Origin of the sequence: Pseudomonas sp. LAMO17WK12:I1 (assembly GCF_900177315.1) — a bacterium.
GTDB classification, from domain to species: domain Bacteria; phylum Pseudomonadota; class Gammaproteobacteria; order Pseudomonadales; family Pseudomonadaceae; genus Aquipseudomonas; species Aquipseudomonas marginalis.
The window spans coordinates 172831-194043 of sequence record NZ_FWZV01000003.1; the positions used below are offsets into that span (position 1 = coordinate 172831).

Annotated in this window: 21 protein-coding genes; 12 read left to right on the forward strand and 9 right to left on the reverse strand. The window is 60.3% G+C overall.

Annotated features, from left to right (window positions below; translation table 11 throughout):
* Positions 1-3: 3 nt before the first annotated feature.
* The 4 genes from B9N88_RS05900 to B9N88_RS05915 all read right to left on the reverse strand — a co-directional run bounded on the left by B9N88_RS05900 (position 4) and on the right by B9N88_RS05915 (position 4460).
* Entirely contained in the window at positions 4-1185 is a 1182-nt protein-coding gene (locus B9N88_RS05900; RefSeq protein WP_027603766.1) for an MFS transporter, read from the reverse strand.
* 8 nt (positions 1186-1193) lie between these two features.
* Entirely contained in the window at positions 1194-1508 is a 315-nt protein-coding gene (locus tag B9N88_RS05905; protein ID WP_027603767.1) for a Rieske 2Fe-2S domain-containing protein, read from the reverse strand.
* A 12-nt stretch (positions 1509-1520) separates the two neighbouring features.
* Positions 1521-2900 carry an iron-containing redox enzyme family protein gene (locus B9N88_RS05910; RefSeq protein WP_051429301.1) on the reverse strand — a complete coding sequence of 460 codons (1380 nt, stop codon included), beginning with the start codon at positions 2898-2900 and terminating at the stop codon, positions 1521-1523.
* A 273-nt stretch (positions 2901-3173) separates the two neighbouring features.
* On the reverse strand, positions 3174-4460 hold the full coding sequence (locus B9N88_RS05915) for a mechanosensitive ion channel family protein (protein WP_027603769.1): 1287 nt from the start codon (positions 4458-4460) through the stop codon (positions 3174-3176).
* 193 nt (positions 4461-4653) lie between these two features.
* On the opposite strand from B9N88_RS05915, the gene B9N88_RS05920 reads away from it, so the two are divergent.
* Positions 4654-6000, forward strand: a complete 1347-nt coding sequence (locus tag B9N88_RS05920) for a DEAD/DEAH box helicase (protein ID WP_027603770.1) — start codon at positions 4654-4656, stop codon at positions 5998-6000.
* 48 nt (positions 6001-6048) lie between these two features.
* Here B9N88_RS05920 and B9N88_RS05925 read toward each other — a convergent pair whose 3' ends face one another.
* The gene (locus B9N88_RS05925) at positions 6049-6324 is read right to left on the reverse strand and encodes a hypothetical protein (protein ID WP_027603771.1); all 276 of its coding nucleotides are present in this window, start codon (positions 6322-6324) and stop codon (positions 6049-6051) included.
* A 154-nt stretch (positions 6325-6478) separates the two neighbouring features.
* Here B9N88_RS05925 and B9N88_RS05930 point away from each other — a divergent pair, with 154 nt between their 5' ends.
* From B9N88_RS05930 to copD, 5 genes are all read left to right on the forward strand, one after another.
* Positions 6479-6868 carry a hypothetical protein gene (locus B9N88_RS05930; protein ID WP_017134854.1) on the forward strand — a complete coding sequence of 130 codons (390 nt, stop codon included), beginning with the start codon at positions 6479-6481 and terminating at the stop codon, positions 6866-6868.
* Between the two features lie 130 nt (positions 6869-6998).
* Entirely contained in the window at positions 6999-8714 is a 1716-nt protein-coding gene (locus B9N88_RS05935; RefSeq protein ID WP_027603772.1) for a copper resistance system multicopper oxidase, read from the forward strand.
* Positions 8715-8724: 10 nt separating this feature from the next.
* On the forward strand, positions 8725-9549 hold the full coding sequence (locus tag B9N88_RS05940; RefSeq protein WP_027603773.1) for a copper resistance protein B: 825 nt from the start codon (positions 8725-8727) through the stop codon (positions 9547-9549).
* Positions 9550-9599: 50 nt separating this feature from the next.
* On the forward strand, positions 9600-9986 hold the full coding sequence (copC, locus tag B9N88_RS05945) for a copper homeostasis periplasmic binding protein CopC (protein ID WP_027603774.1): 387 nt from the start codon (positions 9600-9602) through the stop codon (positions 9984-9986).
* Positions 9983-10864, forward strand: a complete 882-nt coding sequence (gene copD, locus B9N88_RS05950) for a copper homeostasis membrane protein CopD (protein ID WP_027603775.1) — start codon at positions 9983-9985, stop codon at positions 10862-10864. Before copC ends, copD begins: the two co-directional genes overlap by 4 nt.
* On the opposite strand, the gene B9N88_RS05955 is transcribed toward copD, so the two are convergent.
* From B9N88_RS05955 to B9N88_RS05965, 3 genes are all read right to left on the reverse strand, one after another.
* A complete protein-coding gene (locus tag B9N88_RS05955; RefSeq protein ID WP_027603776.1) occupies positions 10861-11727 on the reverse strand; it encodes a DUF6279 family lipoprotein in 867 nt (288 codons plus the stop codon). The genes copD and B9N88_RS05955 overlap by 4 nt on opposite strands.
* 67 nt (positions 11728-11794) lie before the next feature.
* On the reverse strand, positions 11795-12517 hold the full coding sequence (locus B9N88_RS05960) for a TorF family putative porin (RefSeq protein ID WP_027603777.1): 723 nt from the start codon (positions 12515-12517) through the stop codon (positions 11795-11797).
* A 206-nt stretch (positions 12518-12723) separates the two neighbouring features.
* Complete coding sequence (locus B9N88_RS05965) at positions 12724-12903, reverse strand: hypothetical protein (RefSeq protein WP_003193095.1); 180 nt, start codon at positions 12901-12903, stop codon at positions 12724-12726.
* A 322-nt stretch (positions 12904-13225) separates the two neighbouring features.
* On the opposite strand from B9N88_RS05965, the gene B9N88_RS05970 reads away from it, so the two are divergent.
* The 3 genes from B9N88_RS05970 (at position 13226) to B9N88_RS05980 (ending at position 16215) form a co-directional block, all read left to right on the forward strand.
* The gene (locus B9N88_RS05970; RefSeq protein WP_027603778.1) at positions 13226-14062 is read left to right on the forward strand and encodes a CvfB family protein; all 837 of its coding nucleotides are present in this window, start codon (positions 13226-13228) and stop codon (positions 14060-14062) included.
* 113 nt (positions 14063-14175) lie between these two features.
* Complete coding sequence (locus B9N88_RS05975) at positions 14176-14574, forward strand: DUF2177 family protein (RefSeq protein ID WP_027603779.1); 399 nt, start codon at positions 14176-14178, stop codon at positions 14572-14574.
* A 198-nt stretch (positions 14575-14772) separates the two neighbouring features.
* Positions 14773-16215: an NCS1 family nucleobase:cation symporter-1 gene (locus B9N88_RS05980; RefSeq protein WP_027603780.1), complete on the forward strand. Its 1443-nt coding sequence runs from the start codon at positions 14773-14775 to the stop codon at positions 16213-16215.
* Here the strand turns inward: B9N88_RS05980 and B9N88_RS05985 are convergent.
* Positions 16127-17335 carry an MFS transporter gene (locus B9N88_RS05985; protein ID WP_027603781.1) on the reverse strand — a complete coding sequence of 403 codons (1209 nt, stop codon included), beginning with the start codon at positions 17333-17335 and terminating at the stop codon, positions 16127-16129. The genes B9N88_RS05980 and B9N88_RS05985 overlap by 89 nt on opposite strands.
* 103 nt (positions 17336-17438) lie before the next feature.
* Between B9N88_RS05985 and B9N88_RS05990 the strand changes: the two genes are divergently transcribed.
* The 3 genes from B9N88_RS05990 (at position 17439) to B9N88_RS05995 (ending at position 21181) form a co-directional block, all read left to right on the forward strand.
* A complete protein-coding gene (locus B9N88_RS05990; RefSeq protein ID WP_027603782.1) occupies positions 17439-18332 on the forward strand; it encodes a putrescine utilization regulator PtrR in 894 nt (297 codons plus the stop codon).
* A 143-nt stretch (positions 18333-18475) separates the two neighbouring features.
* Positions 18476-18598: a PA1414 family protein gene (locus B9N88_RS32860; RefSeq protein ID WP_003193089.1), complete on the forward strand. Its 123-nt coding sequence runs from the start codon at positions 18476-18478 to the stop codon at positions 18596-18598.
* 483 nt (positions 18599-19081) lie between these two features.
* The gene (locus B9N88_RS05995) at positions 19082-21181 is read left to right on the forward strand and encodes an NAD(P)-dependent oxidoreductase (RefSeq protein ID WP_027603783.1); all 2100 of its coding nucleotides are present in this window, start codon (positions 19082-19084) and stop codon (positions 21179-21181) included.
* Positions 21182-21213 lie beyond the last annotated feature (32 nt).

Here is a 21213-nt window from a genome sequence, read left to right on the forward strand (position 1 = left end):
TCCTTATTCCGTGGTGGCCGTGGGCGCGGCGGCCGGGGTCAGTTTCCATGCCAGTACGGCGGTGGCCAACAGGCCGGCGGAGACGATCATCAACAGGCGGGCGCCTTCGAGTCCGAGAAATCCCGAGGTGGTGAAGAACGTCAGGATCATCGGTGCCGAGCCACTGACCAGCAGGTAGTAGAGCGAACTCTTGGCCGCGATCACATCGGCTACCCGGGCGTTGGGCGCCGACTCGATCAGGGTTTTACGCAATTGGATCCGCAGGCTGTTGATGCAAAAACCCAGCAGGAAGGCCGCGGCCATCATCACGTAGAGGTTCTGGAAGTAGACGATTGCCACGTCCGCCAGTATCACCAGCGAGATGGCCCCGTAGCTGTTGAGCTTGATGCGCGGCAATACCGCGGCGCTGAAGGCGCCCAGGCCGGCCAGGCCACTGGCGACGCCGAACAGGGTGGCATTCCACTCATTGAGCTTTTGAAAAACGATGGGCACCAGGCTGTTGAACGCGCCGATATGGAACCCGATCATGCTCAACACGATGATCAGGATGTAGAGGTTGCGCGGCAGGTCCAGCGGCCGCGCAGTGGAGGGCCCTGTGGCCTGTTCGGCGGTGTGTTCGTTGGGGTTGTCGGCCACCAGGAGGATGGCCGCGAGCGAGAGGATCGCCGCCAGGCTGATGATCTGCAGCGTCTGGTTGACCGAGAACACATCCACGATCAACCCGCCCAGCAGCGCACCGCCGAAGGCACCGATCTGGATGGAGGTTTGCATCAACCGCGCGCAGGTATCGCTGTCGGTGAGGCCGGCCAGAACCAGCTTGGTATTTTTCGATTCCAGGGTGCTGATGGTGAAGTAGTCGGTGACGCCCACCACGAACGCGATGGCCAGGAAGCCGATGGGCAGCAAGGCGGCCTGGGTAAACGACAGCCCCAGTACTGCGGCGAAGGCCGCCAGGCGAATGTACAGCAGCCGTTTCAGGCTGAGTTCAATGGTAAAGAACTTGCCGATGTACTGTTCGCACAAATAGGGCACCACGGTGGCCACGCACAAGGTGGCGCCGACCAGGAATGTCGAACCGGTAGTCTCCAGGCCGAACCAGACCATCGCGATGACAATCGCCATGTCGAGGCCGGTGAAGAGGGTCACGATTGAATAGAACGCGGTCAATGTCGATTTAGTATTCATGGGCTTCATCAGTCGTAACGGGAGATTTTAAGCAGCGGCACACAGCGCTCGGTGTCGCCGACGACGGTGCTGATCTGGTTCATGACGCGCACGGTGGGCAGCGCCTTTTTTTCCAGGTTGCAGACCTTGTAGGCATTGTCGTGCCAGGGACAGATCACGCTTTGGCCGTCGCCTGTCACTTCGCCCATGTGCAGCGGGCCGCCACGGTGGGGGCATGCGGTGGGCAGCAATTGCGTCGAATAGGCGTGACGCTTGAGAAAGTAGGTTCTTTCCCCCACGGCCACAAAGTTGGCGTGGTCGAGATTCAGGCTGATGGCTTTCATTGGGTTGCCTACTCAGATGGCGGTGACGGTGTACGTGCAGGACGGGCTGGTGATGCGGGTGCCGTGCAGCATTCCCTTGGGAATCACCACGCCTTCGCCGGCCTTGAGGCGCACCGTCAGTTCGGGGCTGGCGACGAACTCCAGCTCGCCTGATTCGACCCAGAACAGTTCGTCATTCGGGTGGGTATGCAGCACCGACAGCTCGTGTTCGGTCTCGGTAATCCTCAGGTCCACGGGTTTGTGGCCCTGGAGCGCCGCTGCCTGTGCGCGATGCTCATCGAACGCGTCATGCCAGTTGATATGGGCATACAACTCTTCGTCGGCGATGTCCTGAAGCAGCCTGAACTCTTCAAAGCCGCGAATAAGGTCGGGGATGATCTGGGTGCCGAACTGCTTGATCATGGGAATGATCAGGCGCTGGAGGGCCATTCTTCCGTGGTGCACATCGATGTGGGCATGCTCATCGAAATAGTCCGTGGAGACGCTGCCGTTGAAGATGGTCTTGATCGCGCGTGACTGGTGCTTGGTGGTCAGCGCCAACGTGGCTTCGGTGTAGTACATGGCGCCGATATAGCGGAACAGCTCGCCATGGTTGGCCGATACATAGTGGAAGTAGTTGGTGAGCGACAGCGACGCCGGCGTATAGAACTGCCAGTAGTGGTGCACGTGATGGGACATGCCCATGTCCTGGAGCATGTCTTCAAAAATGGTGCTGTGCTTCTTTTTGTCGACGCCGTAGCCGTACTCGTCGATCAGGATCTTGAACAATTCGCTGGTGTACACACCGCTGTTACCCAGTACGTTGCGGGCCATGGCCGATGCTTCACTGAGGAAGTCTCCCGCACACTGCGTCATGAAAAACCTGGCGGCTCGCTCGGGGTGGCGGCTGGTGGTCAGTACTTCATGGAGTTTGGACTCGGATCGGGCGACGTCATCCAATACTTTATCGGTGTGGGCGATAAAAGAGTCCAGGCACCAAGGGCCATTGATATGTACTTCTTCCTTGAGCCAGTTGTACAAGTAGTGTTCCAGCAACGGGCGGATCTTTTTGCCACTGGCCGCGTGCTGGGGATCATAGAAACGCTTGAACGCCTTGAAGTCGAGTTCCAATGGCGGCTTGGGCAAGAAGACCAGGTCTTGTTCGTAGATATTCAATAACAACCGCTGTGCCAATAGATGCTGGCTGTTTGAAAGCTGGTCGCTGGTCAGGCAGGTGGTGATGATTGAATCGGTGACGTCCTGCGGCCGCGAAGGGCGCTGGTAGGGGTTTTGGGTATAAAAATCGTGGGGTTGAGCAAAGGCGCCAGCACCACAATAGTGGGTCAATGCTTCGGCATTCGAACTTAATACAAAGTCTGCTGCATTATCGGAAAGCTGAGTTGTCCATAACATGAGGGAGGCCTTTTGCTGGCGTTGTTTGATGGCCAGATGCTAAGGCGTGGATTTTTTTTAAAACAGATTAGAAATAGTGCGCGCAAGTAGTGAAATTCACTAAAGGCGTAGGAGAAATTTTCTTTATGGGGTGGGCCCGTTGAATAATCGGCAGCAGCGGCTATAGATAGATGCTGGCTTTTATCGGTCGTGTTTAGATGAATACGGTTGCGCCCATCGTCCTATATAGATAGCGACGAGGCGCTTCCCAGCCCCTCGTCGATATCGTTGTCACTACTCCGGGGTTTCCAAGGTTCGGGCAGTGCCTGCCAGGGCCAGTATCCCGGTGCGCAAGTCGGTGCCACTGGGTTGCTGGTACAGGTTCAATCCGAACTCCGGCAACACGGCCAGCAGGTAGTCGAAAATATCCCCCTGGATCCGCTCGTAATCGGCCCACGCGGTGGTGCGGGTAAAGCAGTAGATCTCCAGCGGCACGCCCTCGGCGGTGGTTTGCATCTGGCGCACCATGCAGGTCATGTTCGGCTGGATGTCCGGATGGCTTTTGAGGTAGGCCAGGGCATACGCGCGGAAGGTGCCGAGGTTGGTCATCCGTCGACGGTTGGCCGACATCGCCGCCACATTGCCCTGGGTTTCGTTCCAGGCCTTGAGTTCGGCCTGCTTGCGCCCGATGTAGTCGGTGAGCAGGTGCACCTGAGTCATGCGTACTTCTTCATCGTCACGCAAAAAGCGCACGCCGCTGGCATCGATAAACAGGCTGCGCTTGATGCGTCGCCCACCCGAGGCCTGCATGCCGCGCCAGTTCTTGAACGATTCGGACATCAGGCGCCAGGTCGGGATGGAGACGATGGTCTTGTCGAAGTTCTGCACCTTGACCGTGTGCAGGGTGATGTCCACCACATCGCCGTCGGCGCCGACCTGGGGCATTTCGATCCAGTCGCCGACACGCAGCATGTCGTTGCTGGTCAATTGCACGCTGGCGACGAACGACAACAGCGTGTCCTTGTAGACCAACAGGATCACCGCCGACATCGCACCCAGGCCCGACAGCAGTAACAGTGGCGAACGGTCAATCAGGGTCGCGACGATGATGATCGCGCCAAACACGTACAGCACCATCTTCGCCAACTGCACGTAGCCCTTGATCGAGCGGGTACGCGCGTGTTCGGTGCGCGCATAGATGTCCAGCAGGGCGTTGAGCAGGGCGCTCATGGCCAGCATCAGGAACAGGATGGTCAGGGCCAGGGCCACGTTGCCGATAAACAGGATGGCGGTCTTGCTCAGGTCCGGCACCAGGTACAGGCCGAACTGGATCACCAGCGAAGGCGTCATCTGCGCCAGGCGGTGGAAGACTTTGTTGTGCCGCAGGTCGTTGAGCCAGTGCAGCGCCGGTTGCCGGCCGAGCAATTTGACGGCGTGCAGGATGAGGTAACGCGCCACCCGTCCGAGCAGCAGGGCCACCACCAGCAACACCAGGAAACCGAGGCTGGCATGCAGCAGCGGGTGTTCGTCGAGGGTGCCCCAGAGGTCTTGGACGTTGAGCCAGAGCTGTTTGATATCCATGGATGAAACCGATTCTTCTGTAAGACAAGACGGCGCGATTAGAGCATTTAAGTGCAACAAAGTTGATGCCGTGGACAAATGCTCTGACAAAAAAGCAACTGATTAGCGCCGTTCGCGTAAAGACACTCGGTTTGGACGCCCGAAACCGGTACCCTATGCAGCTGATTTTTTGTATTTCTTCGAGGTAGCACCCGTGTTTTCCCAATTCGCCCTGCACGAACGCCTGCTCAAAGCCGTGGCCGAGCTTAAATTTGTCGAGCCTACGCCTGTGCAGGCAGCGGCCATCCCGCTCGCGCTCGAAGGGCGTGACCTGCGGGTGACGGCTCAAACCGGGAGTGGCAAGACCGCCGCTTTCGTGCTGCCGATTCTTAACCGCCTGATCGGCCCGGCCAAGGTCCGCGTCAGCATCAAGACCCTGATCCTGCTGCCGACCCGCGAGCTGGCCCAGCAGACCTTGAAGGAAGTCGAGCGCTTCTCGCAGTTCACCTTCATCAAGTCCGGCCTGATCACCGGTGGCGAAGACTTCAAGGTCCAGGCCGCCATGCTGCGCAAGGTGCCGGACATCCTGATCGGCACGCCTGGGCGCATGATCGAGCAACTCAACGCCGGTAACCTTGACCTCAAGGAAGTCGAGGTGCTGGTGCTCGACGAAGCCGACCGCATGCTCGACATGGGCTTTGCCGACGACGTGCAGCGCCTGGTGGCTGAATGCGTGAACCGCCAGCAGACCATGCTGTTCTCCGCCACCACCGGTGGTTCGACCCTGCGCGAGATGGTCGCCAAGGTCCTGAACAACCCTGAGCACCTGCAGGTCAACAACGTCAGCGACCTGAACGCCACCACGCGCCAGCAGATCGTCACCGCTGACCACAACGTGCACAAGGAACAGATCCTCAACTGGTTGCTGGCCAACGAGACCTATCAGAAGGCCATCGTGTTCACCAACACCCGCGCTGCCGCCGACCGCATCTACGGCCGCCTGGTGGCCCAGGACTACAAGGCGTTCGTGCTGCACGGCGAGAAAGACCAGAAGGACCGCAAACTGGCGATCGACCGCCTCAAGGCCGGCGGCGTGAAGATCCTGGTCGCCACCGACGTCGCCGCGCGCGGCCTGGACGTGGACGGCCTGGACATGGTCATCAACTTCGACATGCCCCGCAGCGGCGACGAATACGTGCACCGTATCGGCCGTACCGGGCGTGCGGGCAACGATGGCCTGGCGATCTCGCTGATCTGCCACGGCGACTGGAACCTGATGTCGAGCATCGAGCGCTACCTCAAGCAGTCGTTCGAGCGCCGCACCATCAAGGAAGTCAAAGGCACCTACACCGGGCCGAAGAAGGTCAAGGCGTCGGGCAAGGCCGTTGGCGTGAAGAAGAAAAAAACCGACGCCAAGGGCGAGAAGAAAAAGGCCGGTGCCAAGTCGCCGACCAAGCGCAAGATCGCCAACCGGCCGAAGACCGACAACCTGTCGCTCGTCAGCAAGGATGGCATGGCGCCGCTCAAGCGTCGCAAGCCAGAAGCACCCGCTGCCGAGTAAGGCGTGGGGGATGTGAAAAAACCGGACGTTGTCCGGTTTTTTTTAACCTCAGTTGTTCGCCTTGGCCGCCGCTTCTTTCAATTCCTTGAGCCGGGCGTCGATCAACTGGCACTTGTCGGGGAACTCCGCGCTTTCAGTATCCAGGTCCATCTTCTGCAGCTCGTCATTCATCTCCTTGGCCTTGGTCGGGTTCTGCTCGGTGAGTTTGGCCACTTCCTGGGCCAGTTGCTCGCGCTTGGCCGTGGCCTCCTCCGGCGTGCAGGCCCAGGCAGGCAGGGCGGTGAGCAACGTGGCGGCGATGGCCAGGTTCATCAGGGTTTTCATGGTCGGACCTCCTTGGCGGTGATGCTCAGTTGAGGGGGCGAACGTCTGGAAAGTTCAGAGAAATGACGCCCGTCGGTTGGTATGAACGGCCACAGACCCACAGGGTCACTCCTACAGACGGGCTACTTTCCTTAGGCCTGCAGGAGGAATCAGGATGACGACTTACAACTGGGATCTGATCGAACGTCTGCTGCATGAAGTGCAGAACGGCGAGGGCAGCTTTGCCCCACGCAAATACGCCGAGCAGGAAGCGGCCGAGAAGGCCACTGCGGGCGAGTCCACCGGTAACCTGGATGCGCTTAAAAAGACCGCCGCGGACTATGAAGCGCTGTTGTTCAAGCGTGGGTTTATCGAGTCGCGGCCTGAGGAAGAAGGCGGTAACGGAGAGAATTTCATTCTGACCGCCCTGGGCGCGCAGCTGTTGGCGCTGATCGACAGCTCCATCCCGGGCAACGATCACCCGCGCCAGGTGCTGGATGAGCAGGCCGATGCGTTGGATCCGGCGACCTTCGCTGAGGTGGCGTCCAAGGCACAGATTGCCTGACCCCTCCATGCCCCGGCACCCAGGCGGTGCCGGGCACGCCGAAACTGTCGGATCGGTAATCTGCCGCTAAGGTTGCTGACAGCCGGCGACCCCTAATCTGCTGCCATTCAACTGACGGACTTGAATCGGCATGCACTCTACTACCTCCAGACGAACCTTCGTCAAAGGCCTGGCCGCCGGCGGCCTGCTGGGCGGGCTCGGGCTATGGCGCACGCCGGTATGGGCGCTGACAAGTGCGGGCGAGCCCACGGTGCTGGCGGGCAGCGAATTCGCTCTGTTTATCGAGCAGACGCCGGTCAATCTCACGGGTCAACAGCGCACCGCGTTGACCATCAATGGCAGCCTGCCCGGCCCGTTGCTGCGCTGGCGTGAGGGCGACACCGTGACCCTGCGCGTGCACAACCGCCTCAGCGAGCCGACGTCGATCCACTGGCACGGCATCTTGTTGCCGTCGACCATGGACGGCGTGCCCGGCCTGAGTTTCAAGGGCATCGAGGCGGGTGGCGTGTTTGTCTATCAGTTCAAGGTCAGACAGCACGGCACTTACTGGTACCACAGCCACTCCGGGTTCCAGGAGCAGCAGGGGGTGTACGGCCCGCTGGTCATCGAGCCGTTGGAGCCCGAGCCCTTCACCTGCCAGCGCGACTACGTGGTGATGCTCTCGGACTGGACCGACGAAGACCCCGTCGCCCTGATGAAGACCCTCAAGAAGCAGTCCGATTACTACAACCTGCATAAGCCCACCGTGGGCGATTTCGCACGGGATGTGGGCAAGCAGGGCTGGTCGGCCACCGTCAGCGACCGGCTGATGTGGGCGCAGATGAAGATGAACCCTACCGACCTCGCGGACGTCAGCGGCCAGACCTACACCTACCTGCTCAACGGCCAGCCCCCCGGCCTCAACTGGACCGGGGTGTTTGAAGCCGGGGAGAAAATACGCCTGCGCTTTATCAACGGTTCGGCGATGACCTATTTCGATGTGCGCATCCCGGGGCTGAAGATGACCGTCATCGCCGCCGATGGCCAGCCGGTCAAGTCGGTCAGCGTCGATGAGTTCCGCATTGCGGTCGCCGAAACCTTCGATGTGCTGGTGGAGCCCACGGCAGCGGCCTACACGCTGTTTGCCCAGTCCATGGACCGCACGGGTTATGCCCGTGGCACGCTTGCCCGCCAGGCGGGGGCGACGGCCCCCGTACCGGCACTTGAGCCGCGCCCCTGGCTCACCATGGACGACATGGGCATGGGTGGGATGGATCACGGCGCCATGGCGGACATGCCGGATATGGCGGGCATGGATCACAGTGGGATGGGCGCGATGTCGATGCAGAGCCACCCGGCCAGAGAGCAGAACAACCCTTTGGTGGACATGCAGGCGATGAGCCCGGTGCCCAAGCTCGACGATCCCGGTATCGGCCTGCGCAACAACGGTCGGCGAGTGCTGACCTACGCCGACCTGCACAGCACCTTTGAGGACCCCGATGGCCGCGACCCCGCGCGCACCCTTGAATTGCACCTCACCGGGCATATGGAGAAGTTCGCCTGGTCATTCAATGGCGTGAAGTTCTCCGATGCCGAGCCCTTGCAACTGACCTATGGCGAGCGCGTCCGGCTGGTGCTGGTCAACGACACGATGATGAGCCACCCGATTCACCTGCACGGCCTGTGGAGCGACCTGGAGGATGAAAACGGCCAGTTCCAGGTCCGCAAGCACACCATCGACATGCCGCCGGGCTCGCGCCGCAGTTACCGCGTGACCGCCGATGCCCTGGGGCGTTGGGCCTATCACTGCCACCTGCTGTACCACATGGAAATGGGCATGTTCCGTGAAGTGCGCGTACATGAATGAGGACGCGAGCATGAGCCGTCGGGTTTTATCGGTGTGTATCGCGCTGGCCGGGTGGGCATTCGGCTCGCTGGCGCAGGCCGAGGAGTTTCAAGGCATGAGCCCGGCGGTTCCGGCGCTGAGCGAAAGCCGTACGCCGATCCCGCTGCTCACCGACGCTGATCGCGCCGCTGTGTATAACGCGCCGGGCGGGCATGTGGTGCATGACAGCGGCATCAACTCAATGCTGCTGGTCAACCAGCTGGAATGGCAAGGCGGCGGTGGCGGTGGTGCGCTGAACTGGGACATCAAGGGTTGGGTCGGTGGTGACATCGACCGTCTGTGGCTGCGCAGCGAAGGCGAGCGCAGCGCCGGTCGCACTGACAGCGCCGAAGCCCAGGCGTTGTGGGGGCACGCCATCAGCCCTTGGTGGGACCTGGTTGGCGGCGTGCGCCAGGACTTCAAGCCCGGGGACAGCCAGACCTGGGCCGCGTTCGGCCTGCAGGGCATGGCGCTCTACAACTTCGAGGCCGAGGCGACGCTGTTTGTGGGCGAGTCGGGCCACACCGCGGCACGCCTGGAAGGTGACTACGACATCCTGCTGACCAATCGCCTGATCCTTCAGCCGACGGCCGAACTCAATTTTTATGCGCAGAACGATCCGCAACGCCGGGTGGGCGCAGGCCTGTCGGAAAGCGAGCTGGGCCTGCGCTTGCGCTACGAGGTGCGCCGGGAGTTGGCGCCTTACGTGGGTGTGAGTTGGAACCGCAGCTATGGGCGGACGGCGCAATACGCTCGCGACGAAGACGAGGACATCAGCCAACTGCGCTGGGTGGTCGGTGTGCGCCTTTGGTTTTAACCGGTTTCTTATTCCTATAACTCGCCGCCTTGAGCGGCCTGGAGCCTTGCATGTCGATGTTGAAAACCGCGTTAACGGGGGGGGCGCTGTGGGTCGGATTGATGATCAGCCTGCCGGCCTCGGCCCATCCGAAACTGTTGTCCTCCCTCCCTCCAGCCGGGGCCCAAGGTGCCGCGCCGGCCGTCATTGAACTGCGCTTTTCGGAGAACCTGCTGACGCAGTTTTCCGGAGCCAGGCTGACCATGACCGATATGCCCGGCATGCCCAATTCGCCGATGCCCATCAAGGCCAGTGTCGCGGCGAGCACCGACCCCAGGGTGATGCTGATCAAGCCGGCTTCTGCACTGGCTACCGGCACCTACCGGGTCGATTGGCGCGCAGTGTCATCCGACACGCACCCGATTACCGGTAACGTGGTGTTCAGCGTCCAGCCATGAGCGAACTGACCCAAGTCACACTGCGTTTCGCGCTCTATCTTGACCTGATGCTGTTGTTTGGCCTGGGGCTCTTTGGTCTTTACGGGCTCAAGGCGCCGGAGCGCGTGCTGCTGAATTTGAGGGGCCTGCTGCGGCTGACGGCTGGCGTCGGGATAGTGCTGTCGATGGCGTCGCTGTTGACGCTGACCCAGGCCATGAGTGGCGCGACGGATTGGCAGACGCTGTGGCCGCATCTGCACATGATGCTCTGGCAGACCGACCTGGGCGTGACGTGGTGGCTACGGATGGGGGCGCTGGTGGTGGCTGCGCTTGGCCCCCGCCTGCCATTGGCCACTTTGTCGGGTGCCGCCGCGTTGGTGACGCTGGCGTGGACCGGGCACGGCGTGATGCATGAAGGCACGCAGGGTGTGTGGCACATCCTCAGCGACGGCGCGCATCTGTTGGCAGCGGGTGGCTGGGTCGGGGCGTTGGCGGCGTTCGGGTTGTTGTCGAGGCGCACGTCTATGCACGACGCTTATCACGTTCGGGTGCTGGCAAGGGCGCTGAAGGGGTTCGAGCATGTGGGGGCGGGATTTGTAGCGGTGCTGATCGGCACCGGGGTGGCCAACTATCTGTTGGTGGTCGGGCTGAATCTGGACGGCCTTACCGGCGGTGTCTACGCGATCCTGTTGTGCCTGAAACTGGGACTGTTTGGCCTGATGCTGGGGCTGGCGGCGCTCAATCGTTTCCACCTGACGCCGCTTCTGCAACGCTCCGTGGCGGCCGGTGATTATGTCGCTGCCATGGCTGCGCTACGGCGCAGCATGGTGCTGGAGATGGGGGCCGGGGTCCTGGTCCTCGCGCTGGTGGCCTGGTTGGGCACCCTGGCGCCCAATTAGGACTGCGCGCTTTTCAGGCATTTGAGCGCCTGGAAGTCACTGCGGACCTTGTCGATTTTCTGGGTGAGTTTCAGCCGTTGCGGCACGCTGCTGTCGGCCATGACGTCGACGATCAAGCTGCGTGCAGCGGCTTCGGTCTGGGCATACGCCGCGCGATACTCCGGTGTCCACAGGCTTTCGCGGTCCACCAGCAGTTGCTGGATTTTCTGCGGGAAATCGGCGCTGTGGCGTTGCTGCACGGCGTCGATGAATTGTGCCTGCCAGTGGGCACGGTTGCCGATCCACTGCTCGTTCTGCTCGCCCAGGCTGATGGACCAGGCCATTACCCGGTTCTTCTGGCTATCGCTCAGTGGCCCCATCCACGCATCCAGACGCTTGCTCATACGCTCGGCGCGGTCCTGGATCTGCTTGGCCAGCGGCGGCTTGAGGTATTCGTCCTGGCGTTTGCGCAGGTCCTTGGCCAGGGCGTCGTTCATGTCGTTGACCTGCTGGTCATCCAGCCCTTGTAACAATTCAATCGCCGACGGGGTGATTTCCCGCGCCACCTCGGCAATCGCCTGCTTGGCCTCAACCGTGCGGGTTTGCAGCGCTGCATCGGTGACCTGGTTGCTCTCGACCATTGCTTGCAGGCGGTCGAGCCAGTCGAGGTAACCCGGCAATTGTGTGGTGCAGTGCCAGGCCAGGTGGTCCTTGAGCTTGTCGTTGAACCAGCTCTTCTGCCCGGCGTTCATGTCCAGGTAGTCGTTGAGGGTCCAGGGGATGATCACGTCCAGGTTGCGGTAGGCCAGGCCCACGCGGTTGCAGCCGGCGAGCACCAGGCTCAGGGTCAGGAATACCACCAGCAGTTTGAGCCGACGCAGCATGGGCGTGTCCTTGCGCAGAGGGGAGTCAATGCATGTGAACCCGCGGCGCACGCGACAGTTCAGCCCATCAATAAAACGACCGCACCGCCTTCAGGGTCAACAGGCCATCGCATTGCGAATTGTGTCCGGAGTAGGCCGAACAATCGCCACCGCTGAGGCTGGAGTCGCTGTAGATCAGGTCCAGGTCGATGCCTTTCCAGGCGCGGGAGAACTGTACCGACCAGTCGCTGAAGCTGCTGATGGTGCCGCCCTCTACCGAAGCCGGCGTGCCCAGCTGATGGGTGGTGTATTTCATGCTGACGCCGATGCCGAAGGGCTGGGTACCGCCGAGGTCGGCGAACAGCGTGCTGTCCTGGCGGTCCGGGTCGTTGCTGAAGGAAGCGCCGAAACGATTGCCGAGTAGATTCAGACCGCCGTAGAACTCCTGGCTGTCGAGGGGGCTGAGCTTGGGGTAGCTGTAGTGGATCAGGCCGACTTCGTAGCCCAGGGTCTGGTCGAAGGGGTGTTTGAACCCCATGTAGGAGTCGACTTCGAGGGTGCTGGCCGAGGACAGGCCCATGTTCGGCGAAAACTGGCCGAAGTACAGGCCGCTGTCATGGCTCAGGTCCAGCCCGCCATGGAACGAGTCACTGCCCGGCGAGGTCGGCTTGACCAGGCCCTGGGCCATGCTGCGGCTGGGGGTGGTGCCCAGTTTCAGGTCGAAGTCACCCAGTTCACGCTGGAAAATCTGCGCTTCGGCGAGAGGGCTGGCCGCCAGGATACTGGCCACGAAAATGCAGCGTTTAAGCATGCTTCACTCCATGAAAAGCGAGGAGCAGTAACGGAAAAATAGGGCAGATGCCCGTGCTAGACGTGTGCAAGCATACCGGCGAATGCCAGGAGGTGAGGCCCGTTCGTCGATTTGCACGTTCTGAAGATGACGCGAGAGGGTATTTCGGGCTCTAGTCCTAGCGCCTTGAAGGCAAGACGCTTAGGGACCAGATGTGCTGCGCGGTATTACTTTTTACCCAGGCTGATCTGCTTGGACGGGCCGAAAGTCTGGCCGCTCACGCCCTTGGCAATTTGCTGGATTTCGCCACCGGACTTGAGGAAAGCAGCAATCTGGCTGTTGATCGATTCGCTGGTTTCAACGGCGGGAGCTGGCTTTGCTTTGCTGTTGGATGCTTTTACACGCATGGCGGCCACTAACCTGTAGAAAATTAACTTGGCCAGGCATCGTACAGGAAATACTTGACAATTGCTTGGTAAATATCCCCCGGGAATAAGCGCGGCGGCGGAAAACAGCCAAAGTTCATCTTTGAAATAAACCCCTAACTTACTGTTTTAACTCGAAACCACGGGCTGAGCCGGCAACGGTGGCGTGGAAAAATTCAGCCGAATGATCGGACGAGCGGGGCGCTGCCACTGGAACGCCAGGCAAACCCGCGATTTTTCAGGCGCGCGCGCGCGGCGAGGGCAACTCGGGTAGAATGCCGCCCACGCAATGAGGGTATTGGAAATGGCTTTAGTCGGGCGCTACAACAGCTTGCAAGTGGTTAAACACACTAACTTTGGTTTGTACCTCGATGGGGCGCAAGATGGCGAAATCCTCTTGCCTAATCGGTATATCCCCAAAGATATTCCCAGTGAAGATGAAGACTGGCTTAACGTTTTCATTTATCTGGACAGCGATGACAAACTTATCGCCACTACCGAAAAACCGAAAGTTCAAGTCGGCGAATTTGCCAGTTTGAAAGTCGTGGAAGTCAACAGTATTGGCGTGTTCCTCGACTGGGGTTTGCCAAAGGATCTGTTGCTGCCGTATTCGGAAGAGAAACGTCAGCTGACCGCCGGTGAATACTGCGTGGTGCATGTCTACCTCGACAAACACACCAAGCGTATTACCGCGACCGCACGCCTCGACCGCTACCTGGACAAGACGCCGGCCAACTACGTCGTGGGCCAGGAAGTCGACCTGCTGGTCGCCGAAGCCACCGACATGGGCTTCAAGGCGATCATCAACAACAAGCACTGGGGCCTGATCCACAAGAACGAAGTGTTCAAGTTCCTGCGCCCGGGCAAGGAAGAGAAAGGCTTTATCAAAGAGATCCGCGCCGATGGCAACATCAGCCTGAGCCTGCAACCGGTCGGCCAGGAAGCGGCGTCCAGCCTCAACTCGAAGATCCTCGCCAAGTTGCGTGAAAACAACGGCAGTTTGCCGGTCAGCGACAAGAGCGACCCGGCGGTGATCAGCAACTTGTTTGGCGTGAGCAAGGGCAACTTCAAGAAAGCCATTGGTGCACTCTACAAGCAGGGCCAGATCGTGATTCACGCGGATCGCATTGAACTAAGCTGAGTGCGGTTTGCTCTTCTGTAGGAGCGAGCGTGCTCGCGAAAAAGGTCCATCCGACACCGTGATGCGCCTGGAATATTTTCGCGAGCAAGCTCGCTCCTACAGAGGCTGCATGAATGTCCAAGAAGTCTGTCTTTGCCTACCTCGGCACCTTGCTTGCCTTCCTGGTCCTCGACGGCCTCTGGCTTGGCGTCCTTATGGGCCCGACCTACAAATCCCTGCTGGGCCCGCTGATGCTCGATCAGCCTCGCCTGTTGCCCGCCGCGCTGTTCTATCTCTTGTATGTCCTCGGTTGCGTGGTGTTCGTGGTCTTGCCCAGTGCCAGCTGGCAACGCGCGGCGCGACTGGGTGCGTTGCTGGGCGTGGTGGCCTACGGCACCTATGACCTGAGCAACTGGGCCACGCTGCAAGGCTGGTCCGGCGGGTTGGCGGTGATGGACATGGCCTGGGGCGCCTTCCTCACAGCGGCCTGCTGCACGGTCGGGTACGTGTGTGCACATCGGGTGCACCAGTGATTGTGTACAGGATTAATCTGCACCGTTGCTGAGCGCAGTCCCCGTCACTGAGGCTCTGTGTAGCCCTTTGGAACGCGGTTTCAGAGGGATTGTGTGCTATTGGCACGTATTCTGCTGACTATCTCGTATACAAACCGTGCCGCCTTCCGTATGCACCCCCGTGACGGAAGCGCAGGCCGGTATGACGAGGAGCCCGCGATGACCGAACAATTGCCCAAAGGCTACAGCCCCCGCCTGTACAACCAGGACCTGGGGCCGCTGCCGCAAAAGTGGACCTGGTACAACATCTTTGCCTTCTGGATGAGTGACGTGCACAGCGTGGGCGGCTATGTGTTCGCCGCCAGTCTGTTTGCCCTGGGGCTGGCCAGTTGGCAGGTGTTGATTGCCTTGCTGGCAGGCATTTGCATTGTGCAATTGATTGCCAACCTGGTGGCCAAGCCCAGCCAGCAGGCCGCCGTGCCCTATCCAGTAATCTGCCGGCTGGCGTTTGGCGTGTTCGGTGCGAACATTCCCGCCGTGATTCGCGGCTTGATTGCGGTGGCCTGGTACGGGATTCAGACCTACCTGGCGTCGAGTGCCCTGATCATTGTGGTATTGCGCTTTTTCCCACAGATGGCGGTGTTTGCAGAGCCGCATTTTGCCGGCCTGTCTTACCTGGGCTGGTTTGGTTTCCTCAGTTTATGGGTGTTGCAGGCGGCCGTGTTCTGGGCCGGCATGGAGTCCATCCGCCGCTTTATCGATTGGGCGGGGCCGGTGGTCTATGCGGTGATGTTTGCCCTGGCCGGCTGGATCGTGTGGAAGGCAGGGTGGGCGAATATCAGCTTTACCCTGGCGGAAAAATCCCTGTCGGGCTGGCAGGCGTTCGGGCAAGTGATCGTGGCGACGGCGCTGGTGGTGTCGTACTTTTCCGGGCCAACCCTGAATTTCGGTGATTTCAGCCGTTACTGCCGCAGCATGCAGGACGTGCGGCGTGGCAATTTCTGGGGCCTGCCGGTGAACTTCCTGGCGTTTTCCCTGGTGACCGTGGTGATCGTCTCGGGCACCTTGCCGGTGTTTGGCGAAATGCTCCATGACCCGATCGCTACCGTCTCGCGCATTGATAACAGCATGGCAGTGCTGCTGGGCGCTTTTGCATTTGTGACTGCCACCATCGGCATCAACATCGTCGCCAACTTCGTGTCCCCGGCGTTCGACTTCGCCAACGTCGCACCGAGCAAAATCAGCTGGCGCGCCGGCGGCATGATCGCCGCGGTGGCGTCGATTTTCATCACCCCGTGGAACCTGTTCAATAACCCGCTGATGATCCACTACACCCTGGATATCCTCGCGGCCTTTATCGGCCCGCTGTTCGGGATTCTGCTGGTGGACTTCTACCTGATCAAAAAGCAGAAGATCGACGTGGACGCGCTGTTCGATGACAGCCCGAGCGGGCGCTATTACTTCGACGGCGGTGTGAACTGGACGGCGGTCAAGGCGCTGGTGCCCGCGACCCTGGCAGGTGTTGCGATCACCTTCACGCCGGCGTTGCAGGGCATGGCTAACTTTGCCTGGTTCACCGGCTGCTTCCTGGGTGGGCTGTTTTTCCTGGTGTTGGCGCGGCGTGAGCAGGTTCGTGCGCCGGCACCGTTGGTCGCCGGCTGACCAACACCCCTCCCGCCACTGACAGGCCTGCACCGGCAATCACCAACGCCGGTTGCAGGCCTCCGCTCAGGTGACTGCTCACCGACGCCAGCAACGGCCCGCTCAATTGGCCGATGGCAAAGCTGGCGGTCAGCAGCCCGGTGTTGCGCTGATAGCCGTGGGGCGCAACGTCCCGCAGGCGCGCCATCACCAACTGCATGCAGGCCAGGAACGGCCCGCCGCACAGCAACACCCCCAGCGCCAGGCCCCAACCGTTACCCAGCAGGCAGGCGAATACCCCGGCCGCCTGCAGCCACAACGTGGTCATCAGCCAGCGGCGGGTGGTGTCCGGGTCCTTGGGACGCAGGCTTGCGACCACTACCCCAATCGCTGCGGCCAAACCAAAGCAGGGCCAGAACAGATCAGCCTGCCAGGCGCCGTTGAATTGCGCGCTGGCCATCTGTGACAGGAAGGTCGCCGGAATGATGTAGCCCAGGCCGAACAACACGTAGATCCAGCACAGGTGAGTAATGCTGCCGTTGCTGGCCGTGTCGGCGTGGCTTGCAACAGGCGCAGTGACGGCGGACGGCTGTGGCAGGAAGGGCAAGATTGCCAGCAGCATCACCAGCGCCACTACCGCATAGATCAGCCACAAGGTTGCTGAGCTCTGGCCCAACAGGTTGGAGCCCAGCGCCAGCAACCCGGTCAACACAATCCCCAGCCCCGGCCCGGCGAACACCAGGGCGCCGAGGCGTGCACGCCCGGCGGCAATCGCCAGCGGCTGGCTCAGGCTGGTGATCATCACCAATGCCCAGGCACTTGCAACGCCGGTACCGAAGCGCAACAGCATGTGAGGCCAGAAACCCTGGGCCCAGTACGACGCCAGGGTCAGCAACACGCACAACCAGAGCCCGCCATACAGGCGACCCCGCACATGGTGATGGCTGCGCGCAAAAATCGAATCCACCGCGCCCACGAAGTAGCCCAGGTAATTGGCCGCTGCGATCAGTCCGGCGCCGGTCAGGTCGATCTGGCCTTCACTGAGCAAGTGGGGCATTTGCGGGGTAAGGGCGAAGCGGCCAATGCCCATGGCCATCATCAGGGCGATAAAGCTGGCGAGTAAGCGGGTGAGGGGTGACATGGTCGGGTGTCCTGCGGGTAAGCGAATACCGTCAGGCTAGAGCGGATTGACTTTCTGTAAAAATGAATAATAGTGAGCAACTTGTTCAGTTTTGGAGAAAGTCATGGAGTTCAGTCAATTGCGCATCTTCCAGGCCGTGGCGGAAGAGGGCTCCATTACCCGCGCTGCCGAGCGCCTGCATCGAGTGCCGTCGAACTTGTCGACCCGGCTCAAGCAGATGGAAGAACAGCTTGGCGTGGAATTGTTCGTGCGCGAACGCCAGCGCTTGCAGCTTTCTCCGGCGGGCAAGGTGTTGCTGGACTACAGCACTCGTCTGCTGGCGCTGCATGATGAAGCCCATGGCGCCGTGCAAGGTGGGCAACCGGCCGGCAATTTTGTGCTGGGCAGCATGTACAGCACGGCGGCAGTGCATTTGCCGAAGCTGCTGGCGCGCTATCACAAGGCGTATCCGATGGTGAACCTCCAGGTGCTGTCGGCGCCCAGCGGTGAACTGCTCGAAGGGTTGATCACCGGTCGCCTGGACGCCGCATTTGTGGACGGGCCCATCACGATTGCCTCCCTGGACGGTGTGGCCCTGTGCGAAGAACGCCTGGTGCTGATATGCGAAGCCGACCACCCACCGGTGCGCGGGCCGCAGGATGTTGCCGGCCGTTCGGTGTTCACTTTTCGCCGCAGTTGCGCCTACCGCACGCGCCTGGAAACCTGGTTTTCCCACGAGCACGTCGCCATGGGGCGGGCGATTGAGATCGAGTCTTATCAAGGCATGCTCGCCTGTGTCATCGCCGGTTCAGGTGTGGCGCTGATGTCCGAATCCATGCTCGACAGCCTGCCGGGCAAGGACAGCGTGTCCGTTCATCCGCTGACAGGGCAATTTGCCACTGCGACGACCTGGCTGATGTGGCGAAAGGGTATGCTCGGCGCTAACCTCAACGCATGGATCGACCTGCAGCAAGAGGGCAGGGCCGAGGTCCTGCAAGACGCACGTGCGATTGCTTGAGCGATCCGTCAGGATTTGCATCAATTCAGTAACAGTTCGTTGTGGTTTCATTCAAGCAATACGTAGGACTTAGGGCTACTATCAATGTAGGAAAAGGCGACAGAACTTGCGCCGACCAGCATTTCCCTCAAAGGGGGCAAACCATGAAAGAGAAAATCCAGAACTGGCTCCACGACCTTGGCGTTGCATTGGGCTTGATCGAGCCCCCCCTGCAACCGGTGCCGATTCGTACCGATGACGAGCAGCGTCGTCCGCGCCGCAGATAATCTCTGGCTGAAGCAGGATTGAAGGTGGGGGCGAGTAAGCCCGCTCCCACCGTTTATTTTGCGCCAGGCAAAACCAGCGGGCGTGACATCCTACGTCTCAGCGTCCATACAGCGTTTCCAGCGTCAGTCATACCTCTCGCCGTCCCAGTCACCCTTGCCCCGGGCCTGCGCGATAGCACCCTCACGCCATAACACTCACTCGCCCCAGTGATCTGAACAATCGTTCGGATGCGAGCGTCTGCTTTCAGGAACCCCTGTCGTCCCTCGATAGCTTGGGCGAGTAGTCCGAATCCATGCAGGTCAGTCAGGCCTCTGACCTTCACGTGTCGGAATCAGGCTACTTGTTCATCAGAAGTGGCTGGCTTATTCAATTCAAACCATGAGCGTAGGTTGAGTTTCTCAATGGCCTTCCAATAACGCCCCCCCTTTATTGAAGGGCTCTCTGCGAGGCATCAGTCCGTCAGAAGTGTTGGAGAAACAGCTATGAGGCTCTCTTCCATTCCGCCAGTCGCCGCGTCACTCATCGCCATAACCGGAAATATCCTGCATCTCGCACCGGTGTCGAGAGCCTGGAAGGCTCACGCACCCAGCAACGTAGTGTTCTTCCCCCCGACATTGACCAAACACGATCTGCTCATTCAGATCGGTCTCCTGAGTCCATCGGCGATCATTGTCGGGGACCAGGCGATCGATGCAGACGTTATCGCCCAATGGCGCATATCCCACCCGTTTGGCGACCTCCATTTGATCCGCAGAGGTACGAGCCTGGATAAGGTGCGACTGGACCTTTGCGGTTCCAACGACATCCGCGTAGTCAATACGCCGGGGGTCAACGCGCCCCATGTCGCCGCCTATATGGCGCGCTGGCTGACACTGGCTGATGGCTCCCTGCCGCGCGACATCTGTGTGCTGGGATACGGCAACGTGGGCAGGGAGCTGGTCAAGTTGTTGCTTGATCGAGATCCGGAGGTTCGGATCAAGGTATTGGATCGACATGGTCAGAGGCCGGACACTCTCGGCAAAGCCTGTTCCGACAGCCGAGTGTCCTTTGGCGTGGACTGGCACGAGGTGCTGGAGGGGGCCCGTGCCGTCGCTATCTGTTTATCCCTGAATGATGAGTCCACCCATCGCATTGATCGGGCCCTTATTCAGTGCCTGCACAGGCAGGCTCGCCTGGTCTGCGTCGCCAAGCCCGATGTCTTCAGCGATGACGCTTTACGGGCCCTGGCAACGGCTGAAGCTATCCAGCTTGTATTGGACTACGGGCCTGGGACACTGGATGCATTTCGGGTGCGCGCGCAGGCACTCGGCTGCAGTGTCTCCAAGTGGCGCAAGCCGGCGACCCTGACAACCCAGGCGGCAATGACTGAAGCCTGCCACGGCGACCTTGACTACGCCGTCTCGATTCAACTGAGCCTGACCGCCTTGCGCTGCCTGGTCCGGCGCAAACTTGCCCACTCATTGATGATCCCCGCGCAACAGGCAGATGCCCGCGCGCCGCGCGTATCGATCATCGGTCGAGGCATCAACGGCCTGCTCCAAGCCGTGATGTTCCGCCTGGCCAATTATCAGGTCTCGGTCTACGGAGGACATCAGCAGAGCGATGGCGCCAGTCATAAGCAGGTGAACATGCGCCACCTTTCAGCCACGGAGACGACTGCAAAGCCGCTGGACAACGCTTATCTGATGCCTGGAAACCAGTACCTGGCCGTGGAGTGCAATCGTGCAGGCATTGAGCTGTTTGAAAAGTTTCTGGCCGACAATCCATCGTTAGCACGGTTTGCACGGTCGCGGATTGTACGAGCGTTTATGGACGACGCTAGTGGCGTAGAAGCCGCGATCCACGAGCAACGCGATATTGAAAAAAGGCCTTGGCCGAGTGGCAAGCCAGGACGTGAACTTGTAGAGATCAGTCGCCTTCAATTCCAGAAAAGTTATGGGGTCCCAGGGATCGCTCGGGCTATTGAAGTATCGGGTTACGATGTGGAATTTGTCCAGCTAAGGGATGAGATAGTGGCGCTTTTGGCGCGCTCGGGGGTTCAGTTCCTACCCCAGCATCTAAGTCCTGTCCAAATTGCTGAGTTGAGCAGAGAACACGTCGTCGTCACTGCCATGGGGGTAGAGGAAGAAGAAGTCATCGCGATCATTGGCTGGTTTTTTAAGATGCGTGCTGTTGGTAGTGAAGCTGTCGGAATGCGCGGACTCAAACTGCAGTACGATCTGCCCATTGGTGTCATGAATTGCCGCCTGGACGGGGACTATATTCTTGTCTCCGGTGGGCAGGTTCCTCCCGATTCCACGCCTGCGTACAAGGAGCAGATACTGACGGCATGTCAAGCAGCCGTTTCTCGTCACTTTCCAAAGTCTTACCGCCGGGCGATCGAAAGTGGCGACTTGCAAATTATCGAATGTGCCAGGCCTGGCACTCCGGATGGACTGTCGATAGTTTATTGCTCCGCCTACAACCGCATTGCCGCCGGCGGGACGTATGCCGGGGGCACCACCCAGGGATTGGTGTGGGCCTCCTTGGTCGAGGAAATCATCCAGGCAAAGGCGCCCGCAGTTTCCACAATGTACTCATGATAAAAAACGGGTGCGACATCCGACGTCGCACC